General features: G+C 71.7%; 19 protein-coding genes. 10 read left to right on the forward strand and 9 right to left on the reverse strand.

Annotated elements, in window-relative coordinates; translation table 11 throughout:
- Nucleotides 1-131: 131 nt before the first annotated feature.
- The 3 genes from ACIQ8J_RS09640 (at nt 132) to ACIQ8J_RS09650 (ending at nt 3,222) form a co-directional block, all read left to right on the forward strand.
- Complete coding sequence (locus ACIQ8J_RS09640) at nt 132-905, forward strand: SDR family oxidoreductase (RefSeq protein WP_403265763.1); 774 nt, start codon at nt 132-134, stop codon at nt 903-905.
- A complete protein-coding gene (locus tag ACIQ8J_RS09645) occupies nt 902-2,557 on the forward strand; it encodes a class I adenylate-forming enzyme family protein (protein WP_403265766.1) in 1,656 nt (551 codons plus the stop codon). Before ACIQ8J_RS09640 ends, ACIQ8J_RS09645 begins: the two co-directional genes overlap by 4 nt.
- A gap of 68 nt (nt 2,558-2,625) precedes the next feature.
- Entirely contained in the window at nt 2,626-3,222 is a 597-nt protein-coding gene (locus ACIQ8J_RS09650; protein WP_403265768.1) for a TetR/AcrR family transcriptional regulator, read from the forward strand.
- A gap of 98 nt (nt 3,223-3,320) precedes the next feature.
- Here ACIQ8J_RS09650 and ACIQ8J_RS09655 read toward each other — a convergent pair whose 3' ends face one another.
- The 6 genes from ACIQ8J_RS09655 to ACIQ8J_RS09680 form a co-directional block, all read right to left on the reverse strand.
- Entirely contained in the window at nt 3,321-4,535 is a 1,215-nt protein-coding gene (locus ACIQ8J_RS09655; protein WP_403265770.1) for an acyl-CoA dehydrogenase family protein, read from the reverse strand.
- Between the two features lie 9 nt (nt 4,536-4,544).
- Entirely contained in the window at nt 4,545-5,567 is a 1,023-nt protein-coding gene (locus tag ACIQ8J_RS09660; protein ID WP_403265773.1) for a phosphotransferase family protein, read from the reverse strand.
- A gap of 112 nt (nt 5,568-5,679) precedes the next feature.
- Complete coding sequence (locus tag ACIQ8J_RS09665) at nt 5,680-5,994, reverse strand: DUF202 domain-containing protein (RefSeq protein WP_403265776.1); 315 nt, start codon at nt 5,992-5,994, stop codon at nt 5,680-5,682.
- Complete coding sequence (locus tag ACIQ8J_RS09670; protein ID WP_403266588.1) at nt 5,994-6,374, reverse strand: YidH family protein; 381 nt, start codon at nt 6,372-6,374, stop codon at nt 5,994-5,996. Before ACIQ8J_RS09670 ends, ACIQ8J_RS09665 begins: the two co-directional genes overlap by 1 nt.
- Nucleotides 6,375-6,411: 37 nt before the next feature.
- On the reverse strand, nt 6,412-6,927 hold the full coding sequence (locus tag ACIQ8J_RS09675) for an NUDIX hydrolase (RefSeq protein WP_403265778.1): 516 nt from the start codon (nt 6,925-6,927) through the stop codon (nt 6,412-6,414).
- Between the two features lie 56 nt (nt 6,928-6,983).
- Entirely contained in the window at nt 6,984-7,880 is an 897-nt protein-coding gene (locus ACIQ8J_RS09680; RefSeq protein WP_403265781.1) for a DMT family transporter, read from the reverse strand.
- Nucleotides 7,881-8,046: 166 nt separating this feature from the next.
- On the opposite strand from ACIQ8J_RS09680, the gene ACIQ8J_RS09685 reads away from it, so the two are divergent.
- The 5 genes from ACIQ8J_RS09685 (at nt 8,047) to ACIQ8J_RS09705 (ending at nt 13,979) form a co-directional block, all read left to right on the forward strand.
- Complete coding sequence (locus tag ACIQ8J_RS09685) at nt 8,047-9,702, forward strand: FAD-binding dehydrogenase (RefSeq protein ID WP_403265784.1); 1,656 nt, start codon at nt 8,047-8,049, stop codon at nt 9,700-9,702.
- Nucleotides 9,703-9,927: 225 nt separating this feature from the next.
- Nucleotides 9,928-10,878: a hypothetical protein gene (locus ACIQ8J_RS09690; RefSeq protein ID WP_403265786.1), complete on the forward strand. Its 951-nt coding sequence runs from the start codon at nt 9,928-9,930 to the stop codon at nt 10,876-10,878.
- A gap of 74 nt (nt 10,879-10,952) precedes the next feature.
- Nucleotides 10,953-12,545, forward strand: coding sequence for an APC family permease (locus ACIQ8J_RS09695; RefSeq protein ID WP_403265789.1), 1,593 nt, complete (start codon nt 10,953-10,955; stop codon nt 12,543-12,545).
- Nucleotides 12,546-12,628: 83 nt separating this feature from the next.
- On the forward strand, nt 12,629-13,372 hold the full coding sequence (locus ACIQ8J_RS09700; protein WP_403265792.1) for a molybdopterin-dependent oxidoreductase: 744 nt from the start codon (nt 12,629-12,631) through the stop codon (nt 13,370-13,372).
- Nucleotides 13,314-13,979 carry a cytochrome b/b6 domain-containing protein gene (locus ACIQ8J_RS09705; protein WP_403265795.1) on the forward strand — a complete coding sequence of 222 codons (666 nt, stop codon included), beginning with the start codon at nt 13,314-13,316 and terminating at the stop codon, nt 13,977-13,979. The genes ACIQ8J_RS09700 and ACIQ8J_RS09705 overlap by 59 nt, the downstream gene beginning before the upstream one ends.
- Here the strand turns inward: ACIQ8J_RS09705 and ACIQ8J_RS09710 are convergent.
- Nucleotides 13,965-15,386, reverse strand: coding sequence for a GntP family permease (locus ACIQ8J_RS09710; RefSeq protein ID WP_403265798.1), 1,422 nt, complete (start codon nt 15,384-15,386; stop codon nt 13,965-13,967). The genes ACIQ8J_RS09705 and ACIQ8J_RS09710 overlap by 15 nt on opposite strands.
- A gap of 12 nt (nt 15,387-15,398) precedes the next feature.
- Entirely contained in the window at nt 15,399-15,908 is a 510-nt protein-coding gene (locus tag ACIQ8J_RS09715) for a gluconokinase (protein WP_403265801.1), read from the reverse strand.
- A gap of 138 nt (nt 15,909-16,046) precedes the next feature.
- On the opposite strand from ACIQ8J_RS09715, the gene ACIQ8J_RS09720 reads away from it, so the two are divergent.
- Both ACIQ8J_RS09720 and ACIQ8J_RS09725 read left to right on the forward strand, forming a co-directional pair.
- The gene (locus ACIQ8J_RS09720) at nt 16,047-16,748 is read left to right on the forward strand and encodes a FadR/GntR family transcriptional regulator (RefSeq protein WP_403265803.1); all 702 of its coding nucleotides are present in this window, start codon (nt 16,047-16,049) and stop codon (nt 16,746-16,748) included.
- Nucleotides 16,749-16,956: 208 nt separating this feature from the next.
- Nucleotides 16,957-18,414: an amino acid permease gene (locus ACIQ8J_RS09725; protein ID WP_403265806.1), complete on the forward strand. Its 1,458-nt coding sequence runs from the start codon at nt 16,957-16,959 to the stop codon at nt 18,412-18,414.
- Nucleotides 18,415-18,465: 51 nt separating this feature from the next.
- Here the strand turns inward: ACIQ8J_RS09725 and ACIQ8J_RS09730 are convergent, their stop codons facing one another.
- Entirely contained in the window at nt 18,466-19,173 is a 708-nt protein-coding gene (locus ACIQ8J_RS09730; protein WP_403265809.1) for a TetR/AcrR family transcriptional regulator, read from the reverse strand.
- Nucleotides 19,174-19,286 lie beyond the last annotated feature (113 nt).

The following is a 19,286-nucleotide window of genomic DNA, read 5'->3' on the forward strand; positions in this document are numbered from 1 at the left end:
CGAGCGGCCACGCGCGGTCCGCGGGCCGAAAGGTGGGGGCTGGGGCGCGGGCCCGGGGCGGGCCCCTTCCCTCGCGACATACCGACTGGTTAGTCTGCCGTAGCATTCGGCACGCAGAGAGGCGGGTCTCGATGAGTACGGTCCAGGGATTCCAGGGCGCCGCAGTGGTGGTCACCGGCGCGGGCGGCGGCATCGGCGCCGCCCTCGCCCGCAGATTCGCGGCCGAGGGTGCCCGCGTCGTCGTCAACGACCTGGACGCGGACAAGGCCCGCAGGACCGCCGAGGAGATCGGCGCCATCGCCGTGCCGGGCGACGCGTCGACCGTCGTCGCACCGGCCCGCGAGGCGCTCGGCGGGAGCATCGACGTCTACTGCGCCAACGCGGGCCTGGGCTCCGGCGGTTCGCAGGCCGCGCCCGAGGACGTGTGGGCCGCGGCCTGGGACGTCAATGTGATGGCGCATGTGCGGGCCGCCCGCGAGCTGCTGCCCGACTGGCTGGAGCGCGGCAGCGGCCGCTTCGTGTCCACCGTGTCGGCGGCCGGCCTGCTCACCATGATCGGAGCGGCCCCGTACAGCGTCACCAAGCACGGCGCGCTCGCCTTCGCCGAATGGCTGTCGCTGACCTACCGCCACCGCGGCATCCGGGTCCACGCCATCTGCCCGCAGGGGGTGCGCACCGACATGCTGGCCGCCACCGGATCGGCCGGCGACCTCGTGCTCAAGCCCACCGCGATCGAGCCGGACGCGGTGGCCGACGCGCTCTTCGCGGCGATGGCCGACGGCCGCTTCCTGGTGCTGCCCCACCCCGAGGTCGCCGACTACTCCACCGCCCGCGCGGCCACCCCCGACCGCTGGCTGGCCGGCATGAACCACCTCCAGCAGAAGTGGGAGGCGGACGCCGAATGACCTCGATCTACGCGGCGAAGCCCTGGCTCGCCCAGCTCAGCGAGGCCCAGCGGGCTCCGATCGGCCCGCCCGAGACCGTGCTGCACTCCTTCCGGGCGGCCGTCGAGCGGGCGCCCGACCGGACCGCGCTCGCCTACTTCGACGGGCGGCTCAGCTACCGCGAGACGGACGTCCTCTCCGACTCCGTGGCCGGTCACCTCGCCGCCCGGGGCCTGGTCCGCGGCGACCGCGTCGCGCTGATGCTCCAGAACACCCCGCACTTCGTGATCGCCCTGCTCGGCGCCTGGAAGGCCGGGGCCACCGTCGTCCCGCTCAACCCGATGTACAAGTCGGCCGAAGTCGCCCACGTACTGAAGGACTCCGAGGCCGCCGCGCTGATCTGCTCCGACCGGGCCTGGGAGGAGTACCTGCGCGACACCGCGGCCGGCTCCCCGGTACGCATCGCGCTGACCGCCTGCGAACTCGACCTCCAGACGCGGAACGACGAACGGGTCCTCGGCTTCGAGCGGCTGCCGCGCCCCGCCGACACCGACGACCTCGTCGCCGTCGCCCGGCAAGGTCTGAGGGCCCCCTCGGGGCGGGAACTCTCGGCCCACGACACGGCGTTGATCAGTTACACCTCCGGCACCAGCGGGACCCCCAAAGGCGCGATGAACACCCATCGCGGCATCACCTACAACGCGGAGAGGCAGCGCACCGGACATCCGATAGCCGAGGGCTCGGGCTACTTCGCGCTCGCGCCGCTCTTCCACATCACCGGCATGGTCTGCGAACTCGCCGCCTGTGTCGCCAACGCGGGCACCCTGGTCCTGGCCTACCGCTTCCACCCGGGCGTCGTCCTCGACGCCTTCGCCGAGCACCGCCCCGCCTACACGGTCGGCCCCTCCACGGCCTTCATGGCGCTCGCGGCCACCCCCGGCGTCACCCGGGAGCACTTCGCCTCCTTCGAGGTGATCTCCTCGGGCGGCGCCCCGCTGCCGCCCGCGCTGGTCGAGAAGTTCCGCGAGGGCTTCGGACCGTACATCCGCAACGGCTACGGACTGACCGAGTGCACCGCCCCCTGTGCCTCGGTGCCGCCCGAGAGGGAGGCGCCCGTCGACCCGGTCTCCGGCACGCTCTCCGTCGGAGTACCCGGGCCCGAGACGGTGGTACGGATCGTCGGTCCCGCGGGCGAGGAGGTGCCCTTCGGCGAGCAGGGCGAGATCGTGGTGCGCGGGCCCCAGGTCGTGCCCGGCTACTGGCGCCGCCCCGAGGCCACCGCCGAGGCGTTCCCCGACGGCGAACTGCGCACCGGCGACATCGGCTTCATGGACCGGGACGGCTGGCTCTACGTGGTCGACCGGATGAAGGACATGATCAACGCGTCCGGGTTCAAGGTCTGGCCGCGCGAGGTCGAGGACGTCCTGTACACCCACCCGGCGGTCCGCGAGGCGGCCGTCGTGGGCATCCCCGACGCCTACCGGGGAGAGAGCGTCAAGGCGTACGTCAGCCTGCGCCCTGGCGCCGAAACCGGCCCGGCCGAACTCGCCGCGTACTGCAAGGAGCGGCTCGCCGCCTACAAGTACCCGCGCGAGGTGGAGATCCTGCCCGAGCTTCCCAAGACCACGAGTGGGAAGATCCTCAGGCGGGAACTGCGCTCACAGGGGCGCTGACCGGCAGGAACGACCAGCACAGCACGGTGTGCGCGGCACGTGGCGCACGTATGAGAAAGGTGGCGGCGATGGCCAAGGCGACGGACGGAAACGGCACCACCCCCGTCCCCCAGCGGCTGCTCGCCGCCGCCACCCGCCTCTTCGCGGAGAACGGATACGACCGGACCTCCGTACAGGAGATCGTCGAGGCGGCGGGTGTCACCAAGGGGGCGCTCTACCACTACTTCGGCTCCAAGGAGGACCTCCTCCAGGAGGTGTACGCGCGGGTGCTGCGCCTCCAGCAGGAACGGCTCGACGCGTTCGCCGACGCGGACGAGCCGGTGGAGCGGCGGCTGCGCGAGGCGGCCGCGGACGTGGTGGTGACCACCATCGACAATCTGGACGACGCGGCAATCTTCTTCCGGTCCATGCATCACCTCAGCCCGGAGAAGAACAAGCAGGTCCGTGCGGAGCGGCGCCGGTACCACGAGCGGTTCCGGGCGCTCATCGAGGAGGGGCAGGCGGCCGGGGTGTTCTCCACCGCCACGCCGGCCGATCTGGTGGTCGACTACCACTTCGGCTCCGTGCACCACCTGTCGACGTGGTACCGCCCGGGTGGCCCGCTGACCCAGCAGCAGGTCGCGGACCACTTGGCGGACCTGCTGCTGCGTGCGCTGCGGCCGTAGCGGCTTCTTGGAAGGTTGGGGCCGGGGGCTTTCGCCCCCCGGCCCCCTCACGGGGCTGCGCCCCGGACCCCGCGGGGGGCCTTCCTCGCCGGCCCCTGCTAGACGTACCTCTTCAGTTCCCGGCGTGCCAACGACCGCTGGTGCACCTCGTCCGGGCCGTCCGCGAGCTTCAACGTCCTTGCGGCGGCCCACAGTTCGGCCAGTGGGGTGTCCTGGCTCACGCCCGCCGCGCCGTGCAGCTGGACCGCCTTGTCGATGATGTCGACGACCGTGCGCGGGGTGGCGATCTTGATGGCCTGGATCTCGGTGTGGGCCCCGCGGTTGCCCACCGTGTCCATGAGCCACGCTGTTTTCAGGACGAGCAGTCGCAGCTGCTCGACCGCCACGCGGGCGTCCGCGATCCACTCCTGGACCACGCCCTGCTGGGCGATGGGCCTGCCGAAGGCCGTACGGGACACGGCCCGGCGGCACATCAGCTCGATCGCCCGCTCGGCCATGCCGATCAGCCGCATGCAGTGGTGGATCCGGCCGGGGCCGAGCCGGGCCTGGGCGATGGCGAAGCCGCCGCCCGCCTCGCCGACCAGATGGCCCGCGGGCACCCGGGCGCCGTGGAAGACGACCTCGGCGTGACCGCCGTGGGAGTGGTCCTCGTAGCCGTACACCTGCATGGCGCGGCGGACTTCGACGCCCGGGGTGTCGCGCGGGACCAGGACCATCGACTGCTGGCGCCGCACGTCCGCGTTGCCCGGATCCGTCTTGCCCATCACGATGAAGATCTTGCAGTCGGGGTTCATCGCCCCGGAGATGTACCACTTGCGGCCCGTGATGACGTACTGGTCGCCGTCGCGCTCGATGCGGGTCTCGATGTTCGTGGCGTCGGAGGAGGCCACCTCCGGCTCGGTCATCGCGAACGCCGAGCGGATCTCACCGGCGAGCAGCGGCTCCAGCCACTGCTTCTTCTGGTCGTCCGAGCCGAACTGCGCCAGGACCTCCATGTTTCCGGTGTCCGGGGCCGCGCAGTTCAGGGCCGTCGGCGCCAAGTGCGGGGAGCGGCCGGTGATTTCGGCGAGCGGGGCGTACTGGAGGTTGGTGAGGCCGGCGCCGTACTCCGCGTCCGGCAGGAACAGGTTCCACAGGCCCTGCCTGCGTGCCTCCGCCTTGAGGTCCGCCACCACCTGCGGGGTGTCCCAGGGGGATGCGAGCCGTGCGCGCTGCTCGTGGGCGGTGGCCTCGGCGGGGTGGACGTAGTCGTCCATGAAGGCGAGGAGCCTGGTCCGCAGTTCTTCGGTGCGGGCGTCGAATGCGAAGTCCATGACGGGAGTTCAGCCTTCCTGAAGGGTCGTGAGGCCGTGCTCGATGAAGACCGGGACCAGCTCGCCGATGCGGTCGAAGCCGGCGCCGACGGTCTGCCCGAGGGTGTAGCGGTAGTGGATGCCTTCGAGGATCACGGCGAGCTTGAACCAGGCGAACGCCGTGTACCAGGCGATGGCGGAGGTGTCGCGGCCGGAGCGGGCCGCGTACCGCTCGATCAGCTCGGCGGGGGAGGGGTGCCCGGCGGCGCCGGCCGTGGTGGAGATCGGCGAGTTGGGGAGTTCCAGCCTCGCGCTGTACATCACGAGCAGGCCGAGGTCGGTCAGCGGGTCGCCAAGGGTGGACATCTCCCAGTCGAGTACGGCCTTGATCCGGTCGTCGTCGCCGATCAGGACGTTGTCGAGGCGGTAGTCGCCGTGGATGACGGTGGGGGCGGGTGAGGCGGGCAGCTCGCGGCCCAGGGCGGCGTGCAGTTCGTCGATGCCGGCCAGTTCGCGGTTGCGGGAGGCGTCGAGCTGCTTGCCCCAGCGGCGCAGCTGCCGGCCGAGGAAGCCCTCGGGCCGCCCGAAGTCGCCGAGGCCGACCGCCTCGGGATCGACGGCGTGCAGCTCCACGAGCGTGTCGACCAGGCCGAGCACGGCCGCCCGGGTGCGCTCGGGGCCGAGCGGGGCGAGCTGCCCGGCGGTGCGGTACGGCGTCCCGGCCACGTACTCCATGACGTAGAAGGGCGAGCCGAGCACCGACTCGTCCTCGCACAGCAGCACCGGCTCGGGAACCGGGACGGCCGTCGGGTGCAGCGCGCTGATCACCCGGTGCTCGCGCTTCATGTCGTGCGCGGTGGCGAGCACATGGCCGAGCGGTGGCCTGCGTACGACCCACTGCCCGGTCCCGTCCGTGACGACGTACGTCAGGTTCGACCGGCCCCCCTCGATCAGCCGGGCCCTGAGCGGTCCGCTCACCAGTCCCGGCCGCGCGCGGTCGAGGTGGGCGCGCAGCCGCTCCGGGTCGAGGCCTGGCGGGGGGACTGTGCTCATGGTCGGCACCTCCGGAACGGGGATGGTCACGCTGTCCGGGGTCACGCTACCGACCAGTCGGTATGCCGTCCAGAGCGGACATCGATTTGAGGTCGCGCTTTCGGGGGGGGGCTCAGAACAGTATGGCGACGGCGAAGCAGGCCAGGGCCACCGCGCAGGCGGTCGCGCCGATCGCGGCGCGCACCCCGAGCACCCCGGGCCGCGCGGCGCCGCTCAGGGCCCGGATGCGGCGGTGCGCGACGGTCAGGAACCCCAGCCAGGCGAGCCCGCTGAGCGACACCGCGGTGACCGCGAGCGGTGAACTCCCTTTGTGCAGAGCCTGTTTGGCGGCGAGCAGCGCGGCCACCGTGCAGGAGAGGGTGGTACGCCGCCAGGCGAGCCGGGTCCGCTCCGGCTGGAGCCCCGGGTCCCGGGCGGGCGCGGGCATCAGCCGGCCCAGCCGAACAGGACGACCACCACCATCACCACGGCGACGACCGCGACGGCGAGGCCGAGCAGGGTCGGGAACCGCGACACCGGCAGGTCCTCGCCGCGTCGCATGGCCCGCTCGCAGCGCACCCAGTGGTTCACCGCGCGCAGCGCGCACAGCACCCCCGCGCCGAGCAGCGCGAGCGCCAGGCCGACCCGGACGCCCCACCGCAGCTGCGGCAGGAACTGGTCGACCGCGAAACCGCCCCCGATCAGCGCGAGCGAGGTCCTGATCCAGGCCAGGAAGGTGCGCTCGTTGGCGAGCGAGAACCGGTAGTCGGGGGTCTCGCCCTCCTCGTCGATGCGCTGGGGCGTGAACCACAGCCGCAGGGTCCGCATGATCGTGATCACCCGCCGCACCCTACCCGGCACCCTCTCAGGACAGGCCGAGCCCCGACGCCCGCAGCCGATGCCAGGCCGCGAGCCCGTCCGGCACCCACTCCCACTCCTCGATCCGGCGCTCCAGCTCGCTCAGCGGGAGGAAGTCGTGCCAGGCGACCTCCGCCACCTGCGGGTGCACCGCGAGCTCGCAGCGCACTTCGTACACCGACGACCACCAGGTCTGCTCGCCCCTCTCGTAGAGGAACTTGAACAGCGGTACGGGCCGGGGCAGCCCGGACACCCCGAGCTCCTCCTCCGCCTCGCGCAGCGCCGCGGTGTCGTAGGACTCGCCCGCGCCGACCACCCCGCCGACGAACATGTCGTACAGGGAGGGGAAGACGAGCTTGTCCGGGGTGCGGCGGTGGACGAAGATCCGTCCCGTCGCGTCCCGGGCGAGGACGAACACGCAGCGGTGGCGCAGGTTCTTCGCGTACGCGTCGGCGCGCCGCGCCTGCCCGGTCACGGTGTCGTTCTCGTCGACGATGTCCAGGATTTCATCAGCCGGATTCATGGCGCCATGAAATCACCGGCCGGTGAACCGCTCCACGATCGGCCGACGCGGTGTTCTCAGTGCGGCTGGAGGTCGCGGGCCTCTTCCCTCGCGGCCGTGCCCGACGGCATCGCCGGATGCAGCCCGAGCAGCACGATGCCGGTGACGATCGCCGCGAGCCCGGCCGCCTCCCACGCCAGCGCGCCCGCGTCCGTACGCAGCCGGTCCCCGAGGAAGCCGACCCCGCAGGCGATCCCCGCCAGCGGCTGGGCCGCCGTCAGGGCGGGCAGCGACATCCGCAGCGGGGCCGTCTCGAAGGCGCTCTGCACCAGGACGAGGCCGGTCACCCCGAGCGCGATCACCGCGTACGGCTGCCAGCTCGTCGTCAGCTCCGGCCAGCCGCCGCTGGACAGGCGCTGCCCGCTGACCCGCGTCAGCGCGTCCTGGAGGCCGTAGAGCAGACCCGCGGCCACGGCAAGCAGCACCGGGGCCGCCACGCTGAGCCGGTCGTGCTTGGCGAGCGCGGCGAGCAGCAGCGCGACCCCGACCACCAGACCCACGATCAGCCAGTGCCGCAGGGAGCCCGCCACCGAGACGCTGCCGTGCGGCTGGCCCGCCACGATGAACGCGGTCACCCCGCCCGCGAGCAGCGCGAGCCCCGCCCAGCCCTGGCGGCCCAGCGGCTGGCGGGTCTGGAGCCGGGAGAGCCACATGGCGAAGAACAGATTGGTCGCCACCAGCGGCTCGACGAGTGACACCTCGCCCCAGCCCAGCGCCAGCGCGCTCAGCACCATGCCGGCCACCATCAGGCCTATCCCGGCCAGCCAGCGCGGCATCCGCACCAGGTCGAGGAGTAGCCGCGGCGACATGAAGTCGCTCATCGGGGCGTGCTGCGCCGCGTTCTGCTGCAGCACGAACCCCGAGCCCAGACAGCACGCTGCGCTCACGGCGAGGACGAGGACCAGTACCGACACGACGTACACCTCAAGTACGGCCGGGGGCCGTTGACTTGGCCGACGATAGCGCCCCGGGGGCGAGGCCGCCCGTTGGCTGCCCGCACCCGGCCGGTTGACGCGGGTGGACTGCGAACCGAAGATCTGACGCACGGGTGACGTGGCGGACGAGCGGAGTGAGCGGCCCATGGCGTACGACGCCGATGTGATCGTGATCGGGGCGGGGCTCGCGGGCCTGGTGGCCACCGCCGAATTGGCGGACGCGGGCAAGAAGGTGATCCTGCTCGACCAGGAGCCCGAGCAGTCGATCGGCGGCCAGGCCCACTGGTCGTTCGGCGGGCTCTTCCTCGTCGACTCGCCCGAGCAGCGCCGGATGCGGATCAAGGACAGCCGGGCGCTCGCGCTCCAGGACTGGTACGGCACGGCCGGCTTCGACCGGGCCGAGGACCACTGGCCGCGGCAGTGGGCCGAGGCGTACGTCGACTTCGCGTCCGGCGAGAAGCGGGCGTGGCTGCACGCCCGGGGGGTCCGCTTCTTCCCTGTGGTGGGCTGGGCCGAGCGGGGCGGTTACGACGCCAACGGGCATGGGAACTCCGTCCCCCGCTTCCACATCACCTGGGGTACCGGACCGGGCATTGTGGCCCCCTTCGAGCGGAGGGTGCGGGAGGCCGCCGCCCGCGGACTCGTGCGGTTCGCGTTCCGGCACCGCGTGACGGGTCTCGGCCGCAGTGCCGGGGTTCTCGACACCGTGACCGGGGAGGTCCTGGAGCCGTCCGGCGCCCGGCGCGGGACTGCTTCCACCCGTACCGTCACCGGCTCCTTCGAGCTTAAGGCGCAGGCGGTCATCGTGACCAGCGGCGGCATCGGCGGCAACCACGACCTCGTCAGGTCCCAGTGGCCCCAGCGGCTCGGCACCCCGCCCGAGCACCTGCTGTCCGGTGTGCCGGCCCATGTGGACGGCCTGATGCTCGGCATCGCGGAGGAGGCCGGCGCCCACCACATCAACCGCGACCGGATGTGGCACTACACCGAGGGCATCCAGAACTGGAACCCGATCTGGGCCCGGCACGGCATCCGGATCCTGCCCGGCCCCTCCTCGCTCTGGCTGGACGCGCGGGGCAGCCGGCTGCCCGTGCCGCTCTTCCCCGGCTTCGACACCCTCGGCACGCTCGACCACATCATGAAGACGGGGTACGACTACACCTGGTTCGTGCTCGACCAGAAGATCATCGGCAAGGAGTTCGCCCTTTCGGGCTCCGAGCAGAACCCCGACCTCACCGGCAAGTCCGTGCGCGGTGTCATCGGGCGGGCGCGGGCCGATGTGCCGGGGCCGGTCAAGGCGTTCATGGACCAGGGCGCCGACTTCGTGGTGGAGAAGGACCTCGCCTCGCTGGTGCGCGGCATGAACGCGCTCACCAAGGAGCCCCTCATCGACGAGGCCGCGCTGCGCCGCGAGATCGTGGCCCGCGACCGCGAGATCACCAACCCGTTCACCAAGGACCTCCAGATCACCGCGATTCGCGGGGCCCGCAACTACCTCGGCGACAAACTCATCCGTACCGCCCCGCCGCACCGCATCCTCGACCCGAAGGCGGGCCCGCTGATCGCGGTCAAGCTGCACATCCTCACCCGCAAATCGCTCGGCGGCCTGGAGACCGACCTCTCCTCGCGGGCCCTGACGGCGGGCGGCGACCCCCTGCCCGGCCTGTACGCGGCGGGGGAGGCGGCCGGGTTCGGCGGCGGAGGCGTGCACGGCTACCGCTCCCTGGAGGGCACCTTCCTCGGCGGCTGCATCTTCTCGGGCCGGGCGGCGGGCCGGGCCGCCGCGAAGGCGGTGTCCTGAGGGGCAGCCGAAGGGGCAGACCCCGACCCAGGACTGGCCCATCGGCCCGGTGCCGCTGCCCGTGCGGTCAAACCCCTTGAGCGCGGCTCAGGTTGAAACGATCAAGCGAGAGCTGATCCGTCTTGACGTGGAGCATCGGGTACCGCTTTGCTGTCGGCGACCATCGCGCACAGGTTCTGCGCACATTCGTGCCCATGAGGCATCGCCCACACAGGAAGTACGCGGATGTCCCCGCCGCCGCCCCCGCTCGGCCGCCCCCGCCGAAAGGGCAGCCGGTCCTTCGACCCGGCCCTCGACGACGCCGAACTCGCCACGGTCCGGGACCAGTTGGCGCAGGGCCGGTGGACCAGGGCCCGCTCGCTGCTCGGCGCGACCGGAGACGACTGGGACCGCCGCGGCCACCGCGTCACCGTGCTCGCCGAACCCGCGACCAGCGCCGGCTGGGCCCGCGAGTGGCTGCTCGCCGAACCCGACAGCGCGGACGCGGCCGTCCTCTTCGCCTGCGCCGCCGTCCAGCGCTGCCTGCGCGGCAAGGAGTCCGAGGACCGCGCCCGCGAGGCCTGCCTGACCGCCGCCGGGCGCGCCCCCGCCGACCCCACCCCCTGGCTCGCACTCCTGGCCCTGGCCCGCGCGCTCGGCACCGAGGACGAGACCGCGCGCGCTTTCGAGGAAGTGCGGGCCCGCCACCCCGACCACCACCACGCCCACCACCTGATGGCCGCCCGGCTGGCCGAGCGCCGCCCAGCCGGGGGCCCCGACCCGCTGCACGAGGTGTACGACTTCGCCGCCGCCTCGGCGGCCCGCGCCCCCGCCGACTCCCCGCTCGCCCTGCTCCCGCTGATCGCGCACACCGAGCGCTACCGGGTGCTCGCCGCCGCCGGGGGCCGGCCCGCCGAGCCCGCGACGTCCGGGCACTGGACCGGCCGACGGGCCGCCCAGGTGATCAGGACCGCGTTCGACTGGTGGCTGGAATGGGAGCGCGAGGACCACCCCAGGGCCGGCATCGACCTCAACTTCCTCGCCCACGCCAAGCACTGCGAGGGCCGTCCCGCCGAGGCCGCCGCCCTCTTCCACCGCATCGGGCGGCACTTCACCCCGGCTCCCTGGTCCTACCCTGACCGCGACCCGTACCGCGCCTTCCACGACGCGCGCACCGCCGCGCTCGGTGCCGTGTAGCGCGGACCACGGCCGCCACCGCGGCCGCACCCACGACCCCGTTCCCAAGGCAGCACCGAAAGGGCACACCCCGCATGCCGAGCCAGACCGACGAGACCGAGATCAGTACGTACAAGGGCCAGGAACGGGCGCTGCGCGCCGACCGCCTCGGCACCCCGGGGCTGCTGCTCTCGGTCCTCGCGGCGAGCGCGCCCCTGATGGTCGTGGCCGGGGTGATGCCCACCGCGTACGCCGCGATGGGTGTCGTCGGACAGCCGCTGCTCTTCCTCGTCCTCGGCGCGGTCCTCGCGCTGTTCAGCGTCGGGTACGCCGAGATGAGCCGCCATGTGCACAACGCGGGCGCGTTCTACGCGTACATCGCGCGCGGCCTCGGCCCGACCGCGGGCGCCGCGGCCTCCTACGTGGCGCTGGTCGCCTACAGCGCGCTCCAGGTCGGCATCTACGGCATGTTCGGCTTCGAGGTCTCCGGGCTCCTCGACACCTACGCCCACGTGACCATCGACTGGTGGGTGCCCGCGCTCCTCGCCGTCGCGCTGGTCGGCTGGCTCGCCTGGCTGAAGATCGACCTCAACGCCAAGGTGCTCGGCGTGCTGCTGGTCATCGAGGTCGCGCTCGTCGTCGTCTTCGACGGCGCCGCGATGGCGAAACCGGCCACCGGCGGGCTGTCGCTGCACGCCTTCAACCCGCACACCCTGACCGGATCCGGCGTCGGCATCGCCCTGTGCTTCTGCGTCGCCGCGTTCACCGGCTTCGAACAGGCCCCGGTGTACGCGGAGGAGACCAGCCGCCCCAACGTCGTCGTCAAGCGCGTCATGTTCCTCGCCGTCGGATTCACCGCCGCCTTCTTCGCGCTCAGCTCCTGGGCGCTGACGCTGGCGACCGGCCCGCGCGACATCGTGGACTCCGCGCAGAAGCAGGGCCCGGCGCTGCTGTTCGCGCTGGCCGAGAAGAACCTCGGCACCACCTTCACCGACGTGCTCCACGTCCTGTTCGTCACCGGCATGTTCGCGGCGCTGCTCAGCTTCCACAACGTCGTCGCCCGGTACGTCTTCGCCATGGGCCGCGAGGGGCTGCTGCCCGCCGGATTCGGCCGCACCAGCAGCACCAGCGGCGCCCCCGCGGGCGGCTCGCTCCTGCAGACCGTGATCTCGGTGGTCGTCGTGGCCGCCTTCGCGCTCACCGACCACTGGCCGGCCGGCGACCCGACCGCCCCGGTCATGCACCTGTTCACCTGGATGGGCAACGTCGGCGCGCTCGGCGTGATCCTCCTGATGGCCGCCGCCTCGCTCGCCGTGATCGTCTTCTTCGTCCGCAGGGGAGCGGCCGGGGCGCAGCTGTGGCGGCTGCTCGCCGCGGGCGCCGCGGGCATCGCGCTGCTCGGCATCGCCGCGTACACCGTCAAGGACTTCCACGTACTGGTCGGCGCGGGGCCCGAGGACGCGCTCAACTGGGTGCTGCCCGCGATCATCGTGGTGGCACTGCTCGTCGGCCTGGCCTACGGGCTCGTGCTGCGCGCGAAGCAGCCCGAGGTGCACGCCCGGATCGGGCTCGGCAACGAGGCCTTCCAGCTGGAGCGGACGGCCGTCGCGGAGCGGGGCGCCCACGGCGGTGTGCCGGCCCGCCGCGAACCGAGCAGTGAGGAGTCCGGCCGCACCGCCGAGCTGTGAGCCGGCTCCGGGAATTCTGACGGAACGGTGACGTACGGCCGTGACCCCTGGCAGGACCGGGCCGCGGGTGTTCGAATCGTCGGGTGACAGCAGAACAACCGGAACCACCCCCGAGGACCGAGCCGCGCGGGGCCCCCGTCGGGCGCAGGCTCGTGCTCGGCATGCTCGGACTCGGCGTGGCCGGGGTCGGCTCCGCGCGCTACGTCCAGCAGGGCCTGGAGTCGTTCCTGGGCGCCGCCGCCGACAAGGATCCCACCGGGCTCACCAGTCTGCTGCCCAACGGCGGCGGCTTCCGCTACTACTCGGTGGCCGCCTCGGTGCCGCACCGCAGCGCCGCCGACTACCGGCTCACCATCGACGGCATGGTCACCCGGCCGTCGACGTACACGCTCGACTCGCTGCGCGCGCTGCCGCAGACCCGGCTGGTGCGCGATGTGCAGTGCGTGACCGGGTGGCGGGTGCCTGGCACCCCCTTCGCGGGGGTGCGGCTGTCGAGGCTCCTCGACGCGGCGGGGGTCCGGCCGGGGGCCGGGGCGGTCCGCTTCACCTGCTTCGACGGCGCGTACAGCGAGAGCCTCACCCTCGAACAGGCGCGCCGCGACGACGTGTTGATCGCTCTGAGCATGCAGGACAAACCGGTCAGCCACGCCCACGGCGGGCCCGTCCGGCTGTACGTGGCGCCCATGTACTTCTACAAGTCGGCGAAATGGCTCTCCGGGATCACCGTGACGGAGCAGGTCCAGCGGGGATTCTGGGAGGAGCGAGGCTATGACACCGACGCCTGGGTCGGCCGGTCCAACGGACGCGAAGACACCCCCACCGGCTGAACTCCCGTACCGGGTACGGAGGTTCACGGCCGGGGAGCGGTGGGTGCACCGGGCCACGGCCTGGCTGATGGGCGCCTGCGTGGTCACCGCGGCGATCCTCTACGTCCCGCAGTTCGCCGAGGCGGTCGGCCGGCGGGAACTGGTGGTGCGGGTGCACGAGATCTGCGGGGTGCTGCTGCCCGTGCCGGTCCTGCTCGGCCTGGTCTCCCGGGCGTTCCGCGCGGACCTGGGCCGGCTCAACCGCTTCTGGCCGTACGACCGCACCTGGCTGCGCAGCGCGCTGCGCCGGGAGCGCGAGCCGCGGCCGGCCGGGAAGTTCAACGCCGGGCAGAAGGTGTACGCGGGCTGGATCGCGGGGGCGGCCCTGGTGATGCTGGGCACCGGGCTGCTGATGTGGTTCACGCATCTCGCGGCCATCGAGGTGCGGATCGGCGCCACCTTCGTACACGACTGGCTGTCGCTGGCCGTCGGCATCGTGATCGCCGGGCATGTGTGGATGGCGCTCGGCGACCCGGAGGCACGCCGTGGCATGCGCACCGGGTCGGTCGAGCGCCCGTGGGCCGAGCGGGAACACCCTTTGTGGGAGCCGGAGCTAGACGAGAAGTGACAGCAGGAGGACGAGGCCGAGCGACACCACGGAGATGATGGTCTCCATCACCGACCAGGTCTTGATCGTCTGGCCGACGTCCATCCCGAAGTACTCCTTCACCAGCCAGAACCCGGCGTCGTTGACATGGCTGAAGAACAGCGAACCGGCGCCGACGGCCAGTACGAGCAGGGCCGCGTGCGCGGTCGACATGTCGGCCGCGAGCGGTGCGACGAGCCCCGCCGCCGAGATGGTCGCCACGGTCGCCGAGCCGGTCGCGAGCCGGATCGCGACCGCGATCAGCCAGGCGAGCAGCAGCGCCGGAATCGCCCAGTGCCGGGAGAGGTCCAGGATCATCCGGCCCACGCCGACATCGATCAGCGTCTGCTTGAAGCCGCCGCCCGCGCCCACGATCAGCAGGATGCCCGCGATCGGCGCGAGGGACTTCTCGACGGTGGCCGAGATCCGCTCCTTGGTGAATCCGGCCGCCCGGCCAAGGGTGAAGATGGCGACCAGGACGGCCGCGAGCAGCGCGATGAGCGGCGAGCCGACGACGTCGGTGACCCGCTGCACGTGGTTCTTCGGATCGTCGATCACGATGTCGACCAGCGCCTTGGCCAGCATCAGGACGACCGGCAGCAGCACGGTGGTGATCGTCGCGCCGAAGCTCGGCCGGTGCTCCAGGTCCTCCGAGGGGCGCCCTGCCCCTTGCGATGAATACAGCATCTTCTCGGGGGCCGGGATGTCGACCCAGCGGGCCGCGTACCTGGAGAACAACGGCCCCGCGATGATCACCGTCGGAACGGCGACCACCACACCGAGCGCGAGCGTCACGCCGAGGTTGGCGCCGATCGCGTCGACGGCGACCAGCGGGCCGGGGTGCGGCGGAATCAGCCCGTGCATCACGGAGAGACCGGCGAGCGCGGGGATGCCGATCCGCATCAGCGAGTAGTTGCCGCGCTTGGCGACGAGCAGCACCACGGGGATCAGCAGCACGATGCCGACCTCGAAGAAGAGCGGAAGCCCGATGATCGAGGCGATGGCCACCATCGCCCAGGGCATCGCCCGCCCGCCGGACCGGCCGGCCTTGGCCAGGATGGTGTCGACGATCTGGTCCGCGCCGCCGGAGTCGGCGAGCAGCTTGCCGAGGATGGCGCCGAGCGCGATCAGCACGCCCACGCCCGCGACCGTGCTGCCCAGGCCCGTGCTGAAGCTGGCGATGGCCTTGTCGAGCGGGGCGCCCGCGAAGGCGCCGAGCGCCAGCGAGCCGATGGTCAGGGCCAGGAAGGCGTGCAGTTTGAACCGGGTGATGAGCAGGACGATGACGGCGATGCCCGCGAGTACGGCAATGCCCAGCTGGGTGCTGCCGGCCGAGGTGATCGGCTCCGTGGCGCCCGCTGCCAGGAACTCGACGCTGAGTCTGGTCACGGTGGTGATTCCTTAGATGGAGAGCGGTCGCAGCGCGGCGGCGGCTCGCTCGGCGATTTCCTCGGGGGTGCCGGACACGTCGACGGCGACGCCGGCCTCGTCGGCCCCCAGCGGCTGGAGGGCGGCGAACTGCGAATCGAGCAGCGCGGCCGGCATGAAGTGCCCCGTGCGCTGCGACATCCGCCGCTCGATGAGCCCGCGGTCGCCGGTCAGGTGCAGGAAGACGAGCCCGGGGGCGGCCGCCCGCAGCCGGTCGCGGTAGCTCCGCTTGAGCGCGGAGCTGCTGACGACCCCGCCGAGCCCGGCCCGCCCGTGCGCCCAGGCGCCGATCGCGTCGAGCCAGGGCCGGCGGTCGTCGTCGTCCAGCGGGACGCCCGCGGACATCTTGGCGACGTTCGCCGCGGGGTGGAAGTCGTCGCCCTCGGCGTAGGGGACGCCGAGCAGGTCCGCGACCAGCGGCCCGATGGTGGTCTTGCCGGTCCCGGCCACGCCCATCACGACGATGGTCAAAGGGGATTTCATGCGGGTGGTGCCTCGCTGTCTTCATCGACATCGATGTCCGTCGCGCACACTCAAACCCATTAGGTACGACATATTCAAGAGCTCGTGATGTAAAAGTCATACTTTTGAGGCCTCGATGGTGCCCCGTAGGCTTGGCCCATGACGACTCAGGCCCGGGGGCTCCACACGCATGTGCTCGACAGCCTGGGTCTCGCGATCACCGCGGGGGAGTACCCGCCCGGCAGTGTGCTGCGCACCGACGAGATCGCCGAGCGCTTCGACGTCTCGCGCACCGTGGTCCGCGAGGTGGTGCGGGTCCTGGAATCCATGTACCTGGTCGAGTCCCGGCGCCGGGTCGGCGTGACCGTACAGCCCTCGGAGCAGTGGAACGTGTACGACCCGCAGGTCATCCGGTGGCGCCTGGCGGGTGCCGACCGGCCGCGCCAGCTGCGCTCCCTGACCGTGCTGCGCTCCGCCGTGGAACCGGTCGCGGCCGGCCTGGCCGCGCTGAGGGCCACGCCCGCCCAGTGCGCCGACCTCACCGAGCAGGCCCTCGGTATGGTCGCCACCTCGCGCGGCCGCCGGCTGGAGGCCTACCTCGTGCACGACGTGGCCTTCCACCGGATCGTGCTCAACGCGTCCGGCAATGAGATGTTCGCCCGGCTCGGCGACGTGGTGGCCGAGGTCCTCACCGGCCGCACCCACCACCAGGTGATGTTCCCCGACCCCGACCCGGCCGCCGTCACTTTGCATGTGCGGGTGGCCGAGGCGGTGCGCGAACGCGACGCCGTGGAGGCCGAGCGGCTGACCCGGGAAATCGCGGTCGGCGCCCTCCAGGAACTGGACGTACTCGCTCCATAGGTACCCTGGGCAACAAAAGATCCCCAGTGAATACCTTTCGGTTACCTCAGAAACACCTCAAATCTGCCCGTACGTGACATTGGCCACTGCCAAACTGTGCCGACAGCCGGGACTATGGGCCACCAGTCCGTGCCAAGGTGACGAGTTGCATCACCGGTACGGCCGGTTCCGCACGACCGCATGACCCCTCACAAAGGCGAACAACTTTATGAGTGACCGCACCATGCCTGCGGCCGAGACCCAGAGCGCCCCTGCGGGGGCTGCGACGGGCACCCCCCACATCGACGCCGGTGACGCCGGTTACAGCAAGGACCTCAAGTCCCGCCATATCAACATGATCGCCATCGGCGGCGCGATAGGCACCGGCCTCTTCCTCGGTGCCGGCGGCCGGATGGCGGGCGCGGGCCCCTCACTCGCGATCGCCTACGCGGTCTGCGGTGTCTTCGCGTTCTTCGTCGTACGGGCCCTCGGCGAGCTCGTGCTCTACCGCCCTTCCTCGGGCGCCTTCGTCTCCTACGCCCGTGAGTTCATGGGTGAGAAGGGCGCCTACACGGCGGGCTGGCTGTACTTCCTCAACTGGTCGACCACCGCCGTCGCCGACATCACCGCGGCCGCGACCTACGCCCACTTCTGGGCCATGTTCAGCAACGTCCCGCAGTGGGTCTGCGCGCTCGTCGCGCTCGCGGTCGTCCTCACCGCCAACCTCATCTCGGTGAAGTACTTCGGCGAGATGGAGTTCTGGTTCGCGATCATCAAGGTCGTCGCGCTGGTCGCCTTCATGCTGGTCGGCATCTTCCTGGTGGTGACCCAGCACAACGTGGACGGCACCACGCCGGGCCTGGCCAACATCACCAATCACGGCGGCATCTTCCCGATGGGCATGCTGCCCATGCTGCTCGTCATCCAGGGCGTCGTCTTCGCGTACGCGTCGGTCGAGCTGTGCGGCGTCGCCGCCGGTGAGACCGAGAACCCGCAGAAGATCCTGCCGAAGGCGATCAACTCGATCATGTGGCGGGTCGGCATCTTCTACGTCGGCTCGGTGGTGCTGCTCGCGCTGCTGCTCCCGTACACCGAGTACTCCGAGGGCCAGAGCCCGTTCGTCACCGTCCTCGACAAGATCGGCGTGCCGGCCGCGGCCGGCGTGATGAACCTGGTGGTCCTCACCGCGGCCCTCTCCAGCCTCAACTCGGGCCTGTACTCAACCGGCCGCATCCTGCGCTCGATGGCGATGGCGGGCTCCGCGCCCAAGTTCACCGGCCTGATGAACAAGGGCCAGGTGCCCTACGGCGGCGTGCTGCTCACCGCGGGATTCGGCGTCCTCGGCGTCGCCCTGAACGGCTTCGTGCCCAACGACGCGTTCGAGATCGTGCTGAACTTCGCCTCCATCGGCATCCTCGGCACCTGGGCGATGATCATGATCTGCTCGCTGCTGTTCTGGCGCCGCGCGCAGCAGGGCGGCGTGCAGCGCCCGTCCTACAAGCTGCCGTGGGCCCCGTACACGCAGATCGTGACGCTGGTCTTCCTCGCGACCGTGGCCTTCTTGATGTGGTACGGCGGCGGAGTCGGCCGCACCACGATCTACTGCCTCCCGGTCATCGCGGCACTGCTCGTCGGCGGCTGGTACCTGGTCCGCAAGCGGGTCTCCGCGATCGCCTCGGGCGAGTAGCCCCGGCTGCTCGACAGGGCGGCATCCCCGGGTCCGGGGGTGCCGCCCTTTTCATGTGCGCAGGCGCTGCAACCGCGCGGCGGCCGCCGCGAGCACCATCTCAAGGGCCGCCGGGTAGGCGCTGCGGCGCATCTCCGCCACCAGGACCGGCGCCGTCGCGGCCACATGCGGATGGGTGTCCGCCGGAAGCCGCGCGTACCGCTCCCGCCAGGCCCGCTCCTCCAGCGCCCGGGACTCCGCGCTCAGCGTGAGCACCGCCGCGTCGATCGCCGCGAACGACAGCGCCTGGTCGATGAAGACGTGGTAGATCCGCACCGCCTCGGCGTCCGGGAACCCGGCCCCGCGCAGAATCCCGAGGATCGTCTCCACCGACCGCATCTCGTGCACCCGCCCGGTGACCCGGGTGAAGGTGAGCAGCGCCGCCTGCGGATGGGCCTGGTAGTCGGCGTTGATGCGCAGCCCTAGCGAGCGCAGGTCGGCCCGCCACTCGCCGGTGGGCCGCCAGGACCGCAGCGTACGGCCGATGAGCTCGTCGGCCACCGCGAGCAGCAGGTCGTCGGTGTCGCGGAAGTAGCGGTAGAGCGCGCTCGGGTCCGCGCCGAGGGCCGTGCCCAGCCGGCGCACCGTGAGCGCCGCCGCCCCGTGCTCGCCGATCAGCCGCAGCGCGGTCCGGACGATCAGTTCCTCGGACAGCACCGTGCCCCGCTTGGTGGGCCGGCGCCGCCGCCGCTCCCCGTCCGGTACGACTCGCTCGCTCATGGGCCGCCACCCTACGAAGCCCCGCACTTTATGACAACAGCGTTGACGCAGTGAGTTCACGGGGAGTTCGATGTGCCGCCATCGGGGCCGATCAGCGCCCCTCGGCGAAGGAG

Source organism: Streptomyces sp. NPDC094147 (genome assembly GCF_044764265.1).
In the GTDB taxonomy this organism is placed as follows: Bacteria; Actinomycetota; Actinomycetes; order Streptomycetales; family Streptomycetaceae; genus Streptomyces.

Excerpts from the sequence above, each read along its gene's own strand:
- ACIQ8J_RS09670 (WP_403266588.1), bottom strand. The coding sequence starts at position 6,374 with ATGCGGACCCTGCGGCTGTGGTTCACGCCCCAGCGCATCGACGAGGAG.
- ACIQ8J_RS09640 (WP_403265763.1), top strand. The coding sequence starts at position 132 with ATGAGTACGGTCCAGGGATTCCAGGGCGCCGCAGTGGTGGTCACCGGC.
- ACIQ8J_RS09685 (WP_403265784.1), top strand. The coding sequence starts at position 8,047 with ATGGCGTACGACGCCGATGTGATCGTGATCGGGGCGGGGCTCGCGGGC.
- ACIQ8J_RS09660 (WP_403265773.1), bottom strand. The coding sequence starts at position 5,567 with ATGAGCACAGTCCCCCCGCCAGGCCTCGACCCGGAGCGGCTGCGCGCC.
- ACIQ8J_RS09720 (WP_403265803.1), top strand. The coding sequence starts at position 16,047 with ATGACGACTCAGGCCCGGGGGCTCCACACGCATGTGCTCGACAGCCTG.
- ACIQ8J_RS09690 (WP_403265786.1), top strand. The coding sequence starts at position 9,928 with ATGTCCCCGCCGCCGCCCCCGCTCGGCCGCCCCCGCCGAAAGGGCAGC.
- ACIQ8J_RS09655 (WP_403265770.1), bottom strand. The coding sequence starts at position 4,535 with ATGGACTTCGCATTCGACGCCCGCACCGAAGAACTGCGGACCAGGCTC.
- ACIQ8J_RS09730 (WP_403265809.1), bottom strand. The coding sequence starts at position 19,173 with ATGAGCGAGCGAGTCGTACCGGACGGGGAGCGGCGGCGGCGCCGGCCC.
- ACIQ8J_RS09650 (WP_403265768.1), top strand. The coding sequence starts at position 2,626 with ATGGCCAAGGCGACGGACGGAAACGGCACCACCCCCGTCCCCCAGCGG.
- ACIQ8J_RS09725 (WP_403265806.1), top strand. The coding sequence starts at position 16,957 with ATGAGTGACCGCACCATGCCTGCGGCCGAGACCCAGAGCGCCCCTGCG.
- ACIQ8J_RS09705 (WP_403265795.1), top strand. The coding sequence starts at position 13,314 with ATGACACCGACGCCTGGGTCGGCCGGTCCAACGGACGCGAAGACACCC.
- ACIQ8J_RS09645 (WP_403265766.1), top strand. The coding sequence starts at position 902 with ATGACCTCGATCTACGCGGCGAAGCCCTGGCTCGCCCAGCTCAGCGAG.
- ACIQ8J_RS09715 (WP_403265801.1), bottom strand. The coding sequence starts at position 15,908 with ATGAAATCCCCTTTGACCATCGTCGTGATGGGCGTGGCCGGGACCGGC.
- ACIQ8J_RS09675 (WP_403265778.1), bottom strand. The coding sequence starts at position 6,927 with ATGAATCCGGCTGATGAAATCCTGGACATCGTCGACGAGAACGACACC.
- ACIQ8J_RS09695 (WP_403265789.1), top strand. The coding sequence starts at position 10,953 with ATGCCGAGCCAGACCGACGAGACCGAGATCAGTACGTACAAGGGCCAG.
- ACIQ8J_RS09665 (WP_403265776.1), bottom strand. The coding sequence starts at position 5,994 with ATGCCCGCGCCCGCCCGGGACCCGGGGCTCCAGCCGGAGCGGACCCGG.